The organism is Acidobacteriota bacterium, from assembly GCA_034211275.1.
GTDB lineage: Bacteria > Acidobacteriota > Thermoanaerobaculia > Multivoradales > JAHZIX01 > JAGQSE01.
The window spans coordinates 1-13,471 of record JAXHTF010000036.1 but is presented as its reverse complement, the minus strand read 5'-3'; the positions used below and the strand labels follow the sequence as shown (position 1 = coordinate 13,471).

At 68.0% G+C, this 13,471-nt stretch carries 13 protein-coding genes; 7 read left to right on the top strand and 6 right to left on the bottom strand.

Going from position 1 to position 13,471, the window contains the following annotated elements; all coding sequences use genetic code 11:
• Window positions 1-67: 67 nt before the first annotated feature.
• Window positions 68-685, top strand: coding sequence for an SAM-dependent methyltransferase (locus tag SX243_08395; GenBank protein ID MDY7092976.1), 618 nt, complete (start codon window positions 68-70; stop codon window positions 683-685).
• 40 nt (window positions 686-725) lie between these two features.
• Here the strand turns inward: SX243_08395 and SX243_08390 are convergent, their stop codons facing one another.
• The gene (locus SX243_08390) at window positions 726-1,067 is read right to left on the bottom strand and encodes a cupin domain-containing protein (protein ID MDY7092975.1); all 342 of its coding nucleotides are present in this window, start codon (window positions 1,065-1,067) and stop codon (window positions 726-728) included.
• Window positions 1,064-1,711 (bottom strand): hypothetical protein, encoded by a 648-nt coding sequence (locus SX243_08385; protein ID MDY7092974.1) that lies wholly within the window; start codon window positions 1,709-1,711, stop codon window positions 1,064-1,066. Before SX243_08385 ends, SX243_08390 begins: the two co-directional genes overlap by 4 nt.
• Window positions 1,712-1,835: 124 nt before the next feature.
• Between SX243_08385 and SX243_08380 the strand changes: the two genes are divergently transcribed.
• Genes SX243_08380 through SX243_08370 form a run of 3 tightly spaced genes read left to right on the top strand, consistent with a single transcriptional unit; the run spans window position 1,836 to window position 5,346 of the window.
• The gene (locus SX243_08380) at window positions 1,836-2,759 is read left to right on the top strand and encodes an ABC transporter ATP-binding protein (protein ID MDY7092973.1); all 924 of its coding nucleotides are present in this window, start codon (window positions 1,836-1,838) and stop codon (window positions 2,757-2,759) included.
• The gene (locus SX243_08375; protein MDY7092972.1) at window positions 2,759-4,096 is read left to right on the top strand and encodes an ABC transporter permease; all 1,338 of its coding nucleotides are present in this window, start codon (window positions 2,759-2,761) and stop codon (window positions 4,094-4,096) included. Before SX243_08380 ends, SX243_08375 begins: the two co-directional genes overlap by 1 nt.
• Entirely contained in the window at window positions 4,093-5,346 is a 1,254-nt protein-coding gene (locus SX243_08370) for an ABC transporter permease (protein ID MDY7092971.1), read from the top strand. The genes SX243_08375 and SX243_08370 overlap by 4 nt, the downstream gene beginning before the upstream one ends.
• An 18-nt stretch (window positions 5,347-5,364) precedes the next feature.
• Here the strand turns inward: SX243_08370 and SX243_08365 are convergent, their stop codons facing one another.
• The 4 genes from SX243_08365 to SX243_08350 form a co-directional block, all read right to left on the bottom strand.
• Complete coding sequence (locus SX243_08365; protein ID MDY7092970.1) at window positions 5,365-6,372, bottom strand: threonine/serine dehydratase; 1,008 nt, start codon at window positions 6,370-6,372, stop codon at window positions 5,365-5,367.
• Window positions 6,360-7,124 carry a hypothetical protein gene (locus tag SX243_08360; GenBank protein MDY7092969.1) on the bottom strand — a complete coding sequence of 255 codons (765 nt, stop codon included), beginning with the start codon at window positions 7,122-7,124 and terminating at the stop codon, window positions 6,360-6,362. Before SX243_08360 ends, SX243_08365 begins: the two co-directional genes overlap by 13 nt.
• A gap of 62 nt (window positions 7,125-7,186) precedes the next feature.
• Window positions 7,187-8,101 carry a polysaccharide deacetylase family protein gene (locus SX243_08355; GenBank protein ID MDY7092968.1) on the bottom strand — a complete coding sequence of 305 codons (915 nt, stop codon included), beginning with the start codon at window positions 8,099-8,101 and terminating at the stop codon, window positions 7,187-7,189.
• A complete protein-coding gene (locus SX243_08350) occupies window positions 8,085-9,785 on the bottom strand; it encodes a carbamoyltransferase C-terminal domain-containing protein (GenBank protein ID MDY7092967.1) in 1,701 nt (566 codons plus the stop codon). Before SX243_08350 ends, SX243_08355 begins: the two co-directional genes overlap by 17 nt.
• 286 nt (window positions 9,786-10,071) lie before the next feature.
• On the opposite strand from SX243_08350, the gene SX243_08345 reads away from it, so the two are divergent.
• The 3 genes from SX243_08345 to SX243_08335 all read left to right on the top strand — a co-directional run.
• Window positions 10,072-10,857: a DUF481 domain-containing protein gene (locus tag SX243_08345; protein MDY7092966.1), complete on the top strand. Its 786-nt coding sequence runs from the start codon at window positions 10,072-10,074 to the stop codon at window positions 10,855-10,857.
• Between the two features lie 39 nt (window positions 10,858-10,896).
• Window positions 10,897-12,171: a dicarboxylate/amino acid:cation symporter gene (locus tag SX243_08340; GenBank protein ID MDY7092965.1), complete on the top strand. Its 1,275-nt coding sequence runs from the start codon at window positions 10,897-10,899 to the stop codon at window positions 12,169-12,171.
• A 120-nt stretch (window positions 12,172-12,291) separates the two neighbouring features.
• On the top strand, window positions 12,292-13,471 hold a 1,180-nt coding region (locus SX243_08335; GenBank protein ID MDY7092964.1), incomplete at its 3' end, for an NAD(P)/FAD-dependent oxidoreductase.

Genomic DNA, 13,471 nt, shown 5'->3' with positions numbered 1-13,471 from the left:
GGCTACTCTACAGCGGATAGATTTGCGAACGCCGGAGACTCCGGCCGGTCCCGGAGGGAGACAGCTCGTGACCAAGAACAAGCCTGCCGATGAAGACAAACCCTACGCCAGCCGCGGAGGCCTGAAGCTGGAGCACGCGTTGCGGGAGTTCGGGCTGCCGGTGGAAGGGCTGCGGTGTGCGGATTTGGGCGCGAGCACCGGGGGCTTTACCGACTGCCTGCTGCGCCACGGCGCTGCGGAGGTGACGGCGGTGGAGACGGGGTATGGGGTGCTGGACTACCGGCTGCGCATCGATCCGCGGGTGGTGGTGCGGGAGCGCACCAACGCCCTCCACGCCGAGCCACCGGAGGAACCGGTGGACCTGCTGGTGGTGGATTTGAGCTGGACCCGCCAAGCGAAGGCCGTACCGGCGGCGTTGCGTTGGGTCGAAAAAAGCGGCGAGGGCCGCATCGTCTCCCTGGTCAAACCCCACTACGAGGTGACGCCGGAGGAGGAGACCCACCTCGACCGCGGGGTGCTGCCGGAGGAAGTGGCGGAGGAGGTGCACCAGCGGGTCTTGGGCGAGCTGCCGCAGCTGGGAGTGGACGTGCTCGGCTCCACCCGCTCTCCCATCCTCGGCGGCAAGGGCAAGAAACGCGGCAACGTGGAGTATCTGGTGCTGTTGGCGCCGGCTCGGGAGAGCTGATCTCTTTCCGGGAAGGCCCCGCCTTCCAACGTGCAGACGCTCAATAATGCACCGCCAGCCACACCGTCGGCTGGTGGTGATCGGTGGAGACGACGCGGTGGCGGCAATGGGCGGGGAGGTCGACCCAATCGCCGGGTTCGAGGTGCAGCGGCTCGTCCCGGCCTTCGATCTCCAACACCGCCCGCCCCTGGAGCACCATCACCCACTCCGACTGCTCCTGGTCGTACCAGAACCCCTCGGGAGAATGGTGCCCGTGAGAGACGATGCGCTCGATGGTCACGCCTTCCCGTCCCGCCAAACGCTCGAAGATCTCTTCGGCACCTTCTCCGGTATTGGAGCCCGGCAAGTCGGCCAGCGCCCGCCCATGGGTCGGCGGCGTCATGGCGCACCTTCGGCATTCTTCGCGGCGGCCTCCGCGGCCGCCTCCGCAGCTTCCAGCGCCGGGCGGCAATAGTCCCAGATGGTGTAGAGGTAGTCGACGGTGAGGAAGGCCTCATCGTCCTTGAGGGCGCGAGCGCTCAAGGTCACGCTCGCCAAGTTGAATCCCAACTCGGAGCCGCCGGCAGCATTCCACACCGCCACCAGCGCCGCCCGCTTTTGCCGCAGATCCGCCATCCAGCTCTCCCCAGCGCTCTTCCCGTCCGCCGTATCCAGCAAGCTGGGCTCACCGTGGCTCTGAGTCAACCGCTGCTGAAGCTCCGCGAAGCGTCGCCGCACCTCGGCACCGTCGGCGGCGCTGGGGAACAAAGCCGTGGTGGCCTGCAATCGACAGAGCCCCTGGTTGGGCGTGATCACCAGTGAGAGGGTTTCCAGGTGAGGCCAATCCCCCGGTACCGACGAGGTCATGAACACCGCCGGCCGCACCGGCGAGAGCTCCCCCAGCACCTCCTCCACCTGCTCCCGTCCCGCCCCCGCCTCGAGGCCAAAAGGACCGGTCAGCACCGGCGCTTGGCTCCCCTCGGCGCCGAGCACGAGAGACCCAACCAAAAGAATGGTGGCGAACCACCAGCGCGAAGATCGGCTCATCGACAAGCTCCTTCCAACGAACACTTCCGAAGCACCGCAGACTCCGCCCGGTATAGTACGTCCCCAAGGCACTTTGCAACCCGCACCGGCACCTGGGCGTAGTCTAGGCAGGAGGAAGAACTTCGTGATCCAGGTCGAAAACCTGACCAAGAGCTTTGGGGATATCCGCGCCGTCGACGGAATCTCCTTCCGCGTCGAAGAGGGCCAGATCTATGGTCTCCTCGGCCCCAACGGTGCCGGCAAGACCACCACTTTGTCGATGATGATCGGCCTGCTGGCCCCGGATTCCGGCCGCGTTCGCTTCGACGAAATCGACCTTGCCGCCGACCCGGTGGCGTTCCGGCGGCAGCTGGGAGTCGTGCCCCAAGAAGTCGCTCTCTACGAGGAACTGTCGGCGCGGGAGAACCTGCGCTTCTGGGCCGGGCTCTACGACCTCCGGGGCAAGGAGCTGGACCGCGCCTGCACCCGGGCTCTGGAGCAAGTGGGGCTGGAGGAGCGGGCGGACGAGCCGGTGAAGAATTTCTCCGGCGGCATGAAGCGGCGCCTCAATCTGAGCATCGGCCTGGTGCATCAGCCGCGAGCGGTGCTGCTGGACGAGCCGACGGTGGGCATCGATCCCCAAGCACGACTCAATATCTTGGAGGTGGTGGAAGCGGTGGCCGCCGGCGGCACCACCGTGCTCTACACCACCCACTACCTGGAAGAGGCGGAGCGCCTGTGCCACCGCATCGCCATCATGGACCACGGCCGCATCCTGGCGGAAGGCACGCTGGACGAGCTCAAGGCCATGGTGGGAGAGGAGGAGACGGTGACCCTCACCGGCTCCTTCAGCCACGAAGTGGTGCGGCTGCGGGTGGAAGGCATCCGCGGCCTCGAGGTGCTGAGCAGCGAAGACCAGCGCATGATCCTCTCCACCGGCGGCTCGAGCCGCGCCGTCATGGAGCTGCTGCAGGCGATTTCGGAGCTGGAGGTGGAGCACATCGCCATCCAGCCCCCGAGTCTCAACGGTCTCTTCCTCAAGCTCACCGGCCGGGAGCTGCGCGACTGATGAGGCGCCTTTCCATTCTCGCCGCCATGGTGGTCAAGGATCTGCGGAGACATCGTCGGGCTCCCCTGGCGATTCTGCTGATGCTCTCCTTTCCCCTGGTCTTCGCCGGCCTGCTGGCGCTGAGCTTCGGGGGAGGCGGCGAGCCGTCGGTCCCCCGGGTGCACTTGCTCATCGAGGATCGGGACGGTGGCCTGGCGGGGAACCTCGTCCGCTCCGCCTTCACCGCCGAGCAGGCGGCGGAGTATTTCGACATCGAAGCAGTGGGAGAGGAAGGCCTCCAGCGCATGGAAGCGGGAGAAGCCTCGGCGCTGCTACGGCTGCCGGAGAACTTCACCGAGGACCTGCTGGAAGGCCGGACCGTGACCCTGGAGCTGATTCGCAATCCGGCCCAAAGCATCCTGCCGGAGATCGCCGAACAGATCACCACTGTGCTGGCGGAAGGGCTGTCCTCGGCGAGCTATTTGCTCGACCAGCCCCTGAGCCGGGTCACGACCTTCCTCCGGGGAGACGGCGAGAACCCATCGGACCAGCAGGTCTCGGAGATCGCGGTGGCGGTAAACCAGGTGGTGACCCGCGCCGGCCCGGTGCTCTTTCCACCGTTGATCACCCTGGAGACCGCGTCGCTGGAAGATCTCCAGGCTGAGGAAGCGGACCCGGGAAGCCTCAGCGCCCCGAGCCCAGAGGAGGAAGCGGAAGAGAGCTCCGGCGAAGAGCCCATCTCCCAGACCACCACCATCTTTCTCTTCATCCTGCCGGGCATCGCGGTCTTCGCCCTCTTCACCCTCGGAGATCACGTCATGCGCGACCTCCTGCTGGAGTCGGAACGGGGCACCCTGGGCCGCCAGCTGGTAGCCCCCCTGGGCACGGGCACGGTGGTCGCCGGCAAGGCCCTGAGCACCGCCGCGGTGTCCTGCCTCTCATTGATGCTGCTGTCCTTGGCGGCGTGGTGGATCGGCGGCCGGGGAGTCTCCCTGCCGGCCTTCGCCCTCCTCGCCGGCAGCCTGGTGCTCGCCATCACCGGTACCGCCGCGACTCTCTACGGTCTCGCCCGCACTCCCAAGCAGGGCGCTACCATCTCGTCGGTGGTCTATCTGGTCATGGCCTTCGCCAGCGGCAGCTTTCTGCCCCTCAACGCGCTGCCCGCCTCGGTGCAGGCCGTGGCCCCCGTCACTCCCTTTTATTGGGCGACCCAAGGATTCCAGGCGCTGCTCTTGGAGCGCGCCGACGTCGTCGGCGTCTGGACCAACATCGCGGTGCTGAGCGTCCTCGGTGCCGTCCTCCTGGCCACCGGATCCACTCTCCTGGGCCGCCGGCTGCGGCAGGGAGCGCTAGCGTGAACGGCGGGCGCAAAATCTGGCTGTTGGCGATCAACGACCTGCGCCTGACGGTGCGCGACCGCGCCGCCTTCGTCTGGATGCTGATCCTGCCCATCGCCTTCATGTGGCTCTTCGGCCAGATGGGCGGCGGGGGCGGCGAAGCCTCCCAGATCTACCTGGCGGTGGAAGACCGAGACGGCGGCTGGCTGGCGGACGCGCTGATTCAGGAGCTCGAGGACGACAGCATCTCCCTGGTGCTCCTGGGCTCGCTGGCTCCGGAGGAACGGGAGGAGCACGAGGACCCGGCGCGGGTGCTGATCATCCCCGCGGGCTTCACCACCGGGGCGCTGGCCGGCGACCAACAAACCCTCCAGCTGGCCAGCCGCGGCAACGCCAACCCCCAATACACGATCGCGGCGCAGATGCACGTGGTGCGGGTCCTGGGACGGCTGCTGGGGCGCATGGCGGAAACCTGGGACGTGGCCTCGCAGAGCTCCGAGCCCAACGATGAGGTCGAGGAAGGAACCCCAGAAGAAGCTTCCGGCGAAGGCAGCTTCGAGACCGCCGGCAACACGGCTCTGAACGGCACTTTGGCCGAGGAGCTCCAGCGCCTCTCGACGCGCCCGCCGCGGGTGCGCCTGCAGGTCGCCACCGCCGGCCAGGGACAGCCGGTGCCCCAGGGCATGGCCCAGAGCGTTCCGGGAACCCTGACCTTCATCGTTCTGATGATGACGGTGATCTACGGCGGCGTTTTCCTGACCCAGGAAAAACAGCAGGGAACCCTGCGTCGCCAGGCCGGCCTGCCCCTCACCTACGGGCAAATCTTCGCCGGCAAGCTCCTCGGCCGGCTGCTGCTGGCGGGATTGCAGATCGTGGTCCTGGTGGCAGCGGGACATTTCCTCTTCGGAGTCTCCTGGGGCTCGTCTCCCGGCGGGCTGGCGCTGGTGCTGCTCAGCTACGCCGCCGCCGCCGCCGGCCTCGCCACCCTGGTGGGAGCGGTGTTGGAAACTCAGGAACAGGCTTCTTCGGTGGGCTGGCTCAGCACCCTGGTGATGGCCGCCATCGGCGGCTGCTTCTGGCCTTCGGAAGTGATGCCCGGATGGCTGCGCGCCGCCGGCCACATCTTTCCCACCGCCTGGGCCATGGACGCCTTCCACAGCCTCATCTCCTTCGGCCGCGGCCTGGAGGCGGTGGTGGTACCGTCGCTGGCGCTCTTGGGTTTCGCCGCCCTGTTCACCGCCCTCGGCAGTCGCTTCTTGCGCCCCGGCTGAGGCTCTCGGGTCAACCGGTCAGCGATTCCAGGGCAGGTGGCCCAGGTCGACATTGCCGCCGGAGAGGATCACCCCGATCCGCAGGCCCCGAGTTTTCCTCTCCCCCTTGAGCAACGCCGCCAGGGGCACCGCCGCCGAGGGCTCCACCACCAGCTTCATGCGCTCCCAGATCAGCCTCATGGCGGCAACGATCTCGTCGTCCTCCACCGTCACAATGCCTTCGAGCCCGGCCCGCAGAATCGGGAAGGTGATCTCACCGACGGTGGTGAGCAGACCGTCGGCGATGCTCCGAGGGCGCTCCAGGGGAACGATCTTCCCGGCTTCCAGGGAGCGCCGGGCGTCATCGGCGCCGGCGGGCTCGGCCCCCAGCACCCGCACCCGGGTCCCGCCGCCGGAGCTCCCGAAGTGGCGCGCCGCCAGCACCGTCCCCGAAGCCAAGCCACCGCCCCCCACCGGCGGCACCAGCAGATCGAGATCCGGCACGTCCTCCAACAGCTCCTTGGCCACCGAAGCCTGGCCAGCGATGATGCGCAGATCTTCGAAAGGGTGGATCAAGATCCCGCCGGTCTCCGCCACCGCCGCCGCCGCCGTCTCCTCCCGGGCCGCCTGCGTCGGCTCGCAGGTGCGTACCTCGGCGCCGTAGCCCTCCACCGCCGCCCGCTTCACCGCCGGCGCGTTGCTGGGCATGACGATCACCGCCCGGGCGCCCTGCTGCCGGGCCGCCAGCGCCAGGGCCTGGGCGTGGTTGCCGCTGGAGTGAGTGACCACGCCGCGGCGGCGCTCCTCGTCGCTCAGGGAGAGCACGGCGTTGGTGGCGCCGCGGATCTTGAACGCTCCGACCTTCTGGAAGTTCTCGCATTTGAAAAACAGCCGCGCCTCCAGCCGCTGGTCGAAGAAGGCGGAGGTGTGCACCGGCGTCCGATGCACGTGGGGCGCCAAACGCTGGTGGGCCTGCTCTAGCTCCCGTCGGCCGAGGGGTAGCTCCGGGGTCCCCGTGGCGAGCTCAGCAGGGCTCAATTCACCCACGGCCCGCGCCTTCCCGCATCTTCCTTGCCGCCGGGCACCACCCGCATGCCCCGCTTGTCCCGCATGCGCTTCAGCTCGCTCTGGTACATCTTCTGCCGCATCCGCAGCCACCAACGGCGCAGGGTGTTGTTCAAGCCGCCGCGCAGCTGGGCGATGGTCATGCCCACCGCGGTGAGCAGACCGAGGAAGCCCGCCAGATCCTTCGAGCCCAAGAAGCCCATGAAGGCCATGAGCACGACGATCCACACGAACCACCGCGCCTGCACCGGCAAGACGAAGAAGAGCAGGATGGTCGCCTGGGCGTAGAGCACCGCGAAGGCGACGATGACGATGGTCATCAGCATGCGCTGGCCCTGCATCAGCACGAAGGGCTGGAGCAGGCCGTTCCCGGCAGCCAGGTCCGAGATCAGCTGCACCAGGCTCGCCACCAGCGCACCGGCGAAGGCGCTGGTCATCACCGTGCGCCAGAAGCGCTTGCGCCCCAGCGCGTTGAACACGTCGCGGGTGAACCAGAAGAGGATCAGCAGCTCGATGAGAAACCACAGGCTCGGCACGCCGGTGCCTATGAAGGGATAGGTCACCAGCTGCCACAGGAAGCCCTGCTGATAGACCAGCGGGGTCAGCTGCAGGAGCGCCGGGATCAGCTGCACGCCGGAAAAAAAGCGCAGCGAGAAGGTGAAGAGCACCACCCCCAACAAGATCCAAATATCCTGCGCCACCGGCCCACCGCCGCCGAAGCCCCCGAAGCTCATCCGTCCTCTGCTCGGATCCGTCGTATACATCCAACACCTCCGGCCAGCATTCTACGCTGCCATCACCCCAACGGAAGCGGCGAGCCGAATCGCCGCAGGAGCCGCACCTCTTCGAGGCGAAACCAATCCTCACGGGGCCCCTCAGGACCGAGCCGGCAGGCCTCGAGACCCAGGAGCCAGCTACCCCGGACATGACGCCGCATCACTTCCGGGTCGCGGTAGACCGGGTCGTCCAGCGCCCGCCGCAAGGAGATGAAGCGGTAGCCACGACGCCGCAGCCGATCCAGCACCGCCCCGAGACCGTCGGCCGCCAGCCGGTGCACGTGCAGGCCAAGGATCTGACACACGTCCCGGCCCAGGCACCGGTGGGCCACGGCCGCCGCCGCCTCGAGGGTGCTCACCACGTGGTGCACGAAGGCTTGCCGCAGTCCCTCGGCCAGCAGCTCATCGCCGGCCTCGAGAGCTCCACGATAGTGCATCGCCAGCAGCCAGTCCGCCGTCGGCGCGCTGATGTGGGCTACGGTGTATCCCCGGTGCTCCAGAAAGCGGGCCGCTGCTCGTCGGCGCCGGGGGTCGACGCCGTAGCGCAGGTAGGGGTAGCGAAAGAAGGCCGGTGCGCGGCCGGTGATGTCCCGGAGAGCGTCTTCGCACAGAGTCACTTCCTCACACCACCGATCCAGCGAGCCCCGGTCGACGCCGAAGTGGGTAGCGGTGTGGTTGCCCAACTCGACGCCGACGCAGTGCCAACGCTGGAGCAGATCTTCCATCCCCGCCATCAACCCGCTGTTGACGAAAACCGCCGCCGGGATCTCACGGTCTGCCAGGACCCTCAACAGCTCCTCGCTGAGGGCACTGCATGCCCTCGGCGACGAGGTTTCGCAAAGCCCTCGGCCGGCATCCAGCACCAGGCTCGGAAGGTCGTCCAGGGTGACGGCGACGACGCCCCCGGGACCGGCGGCCTCAGGTGCGCAAGGGATGGGGCACCTCTCGGCGCTTGCGGATCAGGTACGGCGGCACGGCGAGGAGATGCACCGGCCGCTGGAGGAAGAAGTCCACCGCCTCCTGCAGCGTCTCGACGATGGGCTCCCCGGGACCGTTGAACGACGTGTTGAGCAGCACCTCCAAACCGGTACGGCGGCCGAAGCTCTCCAGCAGGGCGAAGAGGAGCGGGTGGTGCTCCGCCGTCACCGTCTGCAGACGGGCGGTGCCGTCCGCATGCACCGCCGCCGGGATGCGATCCCGGTACGGCGGCCGCACCGAAACCGCCAGCTGCATGAAGGGGGAAGGGCGGTGGAGCTCGAAGATCTCCCCCTGCGAGCGCTCCGTCACCACCGGAGCCAGCGGCCGGAACCACTGGCGCTCCTTGACCTCGCGGTTGATGAAATCGGTCATCGCCCGGTAGCGAGGATCCGCCAGCAGGCTGCGATGCCCCAGGGCCCGGGGACCGGACTCGCTGCCCCCTTGGAAGAGCGCCACCACCTCTCCCCGGGCCAGCGCCGCGGTGACGGTCTCCACCCAATCCTCCGGCCGCCAGAGGTCGACCTCCGGATCCTCGTCCAGCACCGCCAGCGCCGGCTCCAGCTCCGGCTCAGGGCCCAGAAAGTCCACCGCCCAGCGCCAGCCGGGAGTGACCCCCAGCTCCTCCACCAACCCATAGAGCGCACAACCCAAGGCGGTGCCGCCGTCGTGGGGAGCCGGCGGGATGTACACCGACCGGTATCCCGCTTCCCGCACCAGCCGAGCGTTGGCGGCGCAGTTGAGGGCGCAACCACCGGTGTAGACCAAAGCCTCGGCGCCGGTCTTCTGCCGCAGCCAACGCGCCTGCTCCACCAGTGCCTCCTCGAAAGCCCGCTGCGCTGCCGCCGCCAGATGGGCGCAGTCCTCGAAGCGGCCCTGGCCGTCGATGAAGAAGCGGAAGGGCCAGGGCGCCGCCCAGAGATCGGACCAGGGGCGGGGAATGATGACCCGGCCACCGCGGACTTCGAGAGGCGGCAATCCCAGCGCGTCGGGATCGCCATAGGAAGCCAGCCCCATGAGAATCCCCTCCCGGCCCGCCCCGGGGAAGAGGCATTGGGTGGTCTGGTAGAAGAAAAACCCCAGGCCTCCCAGCTCTCCGGCGGAGCGATTCCACAGCTGCTTGTCCAGGCACTCCAGGCTCCGGCCGTCCCCCAGGTAATAGGAAGCTACCTCCACCGGATCCTCGGCCCCTCTGAAGACAGCAGCCTCAGAGACCGCGACCTCGCGAGGAAAGCCCTCGGTGAACCGGGAGACCGGGCTGCCCTGGAAATCCACCACCATCACCGCCGCCCGAGAGAATCCCGCGGGGAAAAAGGAGCCGTAGGCGTGGGCCAGGTGATGGGAGACCTCCACCACCCGCGGTGCCTCGCGGAAGCGTAGGCACTCTTCCAGCTCCGCCCGGTACTCCGCCAGATACTTCACCTGAGGATCCGAGGAGTAGCACTCCACCACCAGATCCACCGGATCGGCGAGCTGAGGCAGCCGGGGGCGATAGATCGACTTCAGATCCCCGCGCCGGCCCCAGGCGTGCTTGACTCGGGTCAGCCGCTCCTTCTGGACACTGAAGCGCACCGCCTCGGCGTCCATGGCGCAGATGCTGGCGTCCTGGGTGCGGTTGATCCCGACAACGATCGGAGAGCTCATGGGCACGGTACCTCGTTGCTCGCCATGCTATCCGAACCCTCCGTCGCCCCGGCTTCGGAAGCGCAACAGGGCGATCGCCGGTCGGCCTTGCTCGGCAGCCAAACCGCCAACCCGACCCAGCTCCTGACCCCCATGGGCATAGGGTTTGCAGATTGGATAGCATAGCTTTCACCGGCGGCTCCACCGGCTTCGATGCCGGGATCTCGCCGCCGCTCGTTCATCCCCCACGCCGCAACCAACACTGCCCATCGTCAACGACCCAGCCTCAGATCATCGGAGATTCTTCATGTTCGAGCCTCGTGCCCTCCTGCGCCCCACCCTCATCGCCCTGGTCCTTCTCGCCACGCTGCCCGCCCTCGCCCAGGAGCCGGAAGCCGCCCCGGAACCCCCCGAGCCCACCTGGGAGCTCAAGCTCGGCCTGAGCTATGTCGCCACCTCCGGCAACTCCGACACCTCCTCCGGTGGCTTCGATCTGGAATATACGAAGGAGTGGGAGGTCTGGAGCCTGGAGGCCGGCGCCAACGCCCTGCGCGCCGAAGAGGACAACGAGACCACCGCCGAGCGCTACGGCGCCTTCGCCCACGGCAGCCGCCAGCTCACCGAGCGCCTCTCCCTCACCGCCGGGCTGTCGCTGCTGGAGGATCGCTTCACCGGCGTCGATCTGCGCACCGTGGCCGATCTGGGTCTGAAGCAGCAGTGGGTGGACAACGAGACCTGGACCTTCGCCACCACCGCCGCCCTGACCTGGACCCGCGAGGAGCTGGTGGATGACCCCGCCAACCCGGACGCCGACACCAGCGACGACAGTTTCGGCGCCCTCTTCAAGCTGGCGGGCTCGTGGCAGCTGTCCGAGAACGCCTCCGCCACCTCCAAGCTCACCTACTACCCCAACTTCGACGTCAGCGACGACTATCGCTTCGACGGCGAGGTGGGCGTCCAGGCAGCGCTGACCAGCGCCTGGGCTCTGAAGGTGGCCTACCAGCTCCGCTACGACAACCTCCCGGTGCCGGGCTTCGACACCACCGACACCACCACCACCGCCTCTCTGGTGCTCAAGCTGCCGAAAGGCTAGGCCTTGCGCCCAACGGGGCCGATGCCATACCGTCCAGGCATGCAAGAAGGTCAAGCTCCCAGCGTTCGTCCCTGGTACCGCAAGCTCCACTGGCAGATCATCGCCGCCATGATCGTCGGGCTGATGCTCGGTGGCAACGACCTCTTTGGCGCCGTCGCCGCCGACAAGCTCGGCTGGCTCGGCACCCTCTTCGTGCGCTTGCTGCGCATGATCATCGTGCCCCTGGTGCTGACCTCGGTGATCTCCGGCGTCGCCTCCGTGGGCGGCGGGCGCACCCTCGGCCGGATGTTCGGCAAGACCCTCGGCTATTACGTTCTGTCGAGCTTCCTGGCGGTGGTGGTGGGCCTGGTGGCGGTCAACCTGATCCAGCCCGGCGTCGGCGCCAACCTGGCGGAGGACACCGCCCGGCCGCCGTCCATCGAGACCCCCAGCTCGCCGGTGGACCTGCTCCTGGACATGGTGCCCATGAACGTGGTGCAGGCGGCGGCCAACGGCGACATGCTGTCGCTGATCCTCTTCGCCATCCTCTTCGGTCTAGCCACCGCCCATTTGCCGGAGAAGCCTCGGACCAGCCTCCTGGACTTCTTCGAGTCGGCCTTTCAGGCGGTGATGCTGCTCACCGGCTGGATCATCCGCCTCGCCCCCATCGGCGTGCTGGGGCTCATGGCCCGCGCCGCCAACACCCTGGAAGCGGAAGCCTTCCGGGCTCTGGGCATGTACATGGTGACCATCGCCAGCGCCCTGACGGTGCACCTCTTCGTCACCCTGCCGATCTTGCTCATCGTGCTCGGCCGGATCCGCCCGGGGATCCACTTCCGCAACATGCTCGAGCCCCTGACCATGGCCTTCTCCACCTCGTCCTCCGCCGCCACCCTGCCGGTGACCATGAACGCGGTGGAAAAGCGCGTGGGAGCCTCCAACAAGGTGAGCTCCTTCGTGCTCCCCATGGGCGCCACCATCAACATGGACGGCACGGCCCTCTACGAATGCGCCGGGGTGCTCTTCATCGCCCAGGCCATGGGCATCGAGCTCTCCCTGATGCAGCAGCTGACGGTGGTGCTCACCGCCCTGCTGGCCTCCATCGGCGCCGCTGCGGTGCCCTCCGCCGGCCTGGTGATCATCTTCCTGGTGCTCAACTCGGTGGATTTGCGCGGCCCGCAAGTGGACCTCATCGTCGGCGCCATGCTCGCCATCGACCGCCCCCTGGACATGTACCGCACCGCCGTCAACGTCTTCAGCGACTCCTGCGGTGCCGCCATCATCGCCCGTACGGAAGGGGAAGATCAGGTCGACGCCGAGGTGCGCACGGGTTAGCCGAGGGACCCAACCCGAACGGCCCAACCTGGACGGCCAACTGAACAGCCCTACCCGGCGGACGCCGCCCCCGGCACCGGGATCCCGGCACTCTCCGTCGGCGGCTCAGAAAGACCCCTGATGAACGAACAACTTCCCCGCGTGGTCATCCTCGGCGGCGGTTTCGCCGGCCTCTACGCCGCCCGCGCCCTGGCCAAAGCGCCGGTGCGCCTCACCGTCGTAGACCGCCGCAACCACCACCTCTTCCAGCCCCTGCTCTACCAGGTAGCCATGGCCGGCCTCAGCGCCATCGACGTCGCCGAGCCCATTCGCCGCATTCTGCACAAACAGAAGAACACCGACGTGTTGTTGGCAGAGGCTACGGAGGTGGACCCGGAGGCACGGCTGGTGCATCTCGATCCCGGCGCCCCGCTGCCCTACGACCACTTGATCATCGCCACCGGCGCCACCCACTCGTACTTCGGCAACGATCAATGGCGCGATCTGGCACCGGGGCTCAAGAGCATCGAGGACGCCCTGGAGATCCGCCGCCGGGTGCTGCTCTCCTTCGAGCGCGCCGAAACCGCCACCAGCGACGAAGAACGTCGGGAGCACCTGACCTTCGTGGTGGTCGGCGCCGGCCCCACCGGCGCCGAGCTCGCCGGCGCCCTGTCGGAGATCGCTCGCCACACCCTGGTGCGGGACTTCCGCCACTTCGACCCCAGCGAAGCCCGCATCCTGCTGCTGGAAGGCGCCGACCGCGTCCTCCCGCCCTACCCGCCGGAGCTCTCCGCCAAGGCCCAAAAGCAGCTGGAGGATCTAGGGGTCGAGGTCCGCACGAAGACCATGGTGACGGAGATCGACGAGCACGGCGTCACCTGCGGCGAAGAACGCATCCCCGCCCGCACCGTCCTCTGGGCCGCCGGCGTCGCCGCCTCCCCCCTGGCCAAGAGCCTCGGCGTCCCCCTCGACAAAGCCGGTCGAGTCAAAGTCGAGCCCGACCTCTCCATCCCCGGCCATCCGGAGGTCGTCATCGCCGGCGACCTGGTGCACCTGGAGCAGGACGGCGAAATGATCCCCGGCGTCGCCCCCGCCGCCATCCAACAAGGCGAGCACGCCGCCGCCAACATCCGCCGCGCCCTCCGCAACCAGCCGCCGAAGCCCTTCGTCTACAAGGACAAAGGTTCCATGGCCACCCTCGGCCGCAAGTCCGCAGTGGCCGTCCTCGGCAAGCTCCGCCTCTCCGGCTTCCTCGCCTGGCTTTCCTGGCTGCTGGTCCACATCTTCTTCCTCATCGGCTTCCGCAACCGCTTCGTCGTCC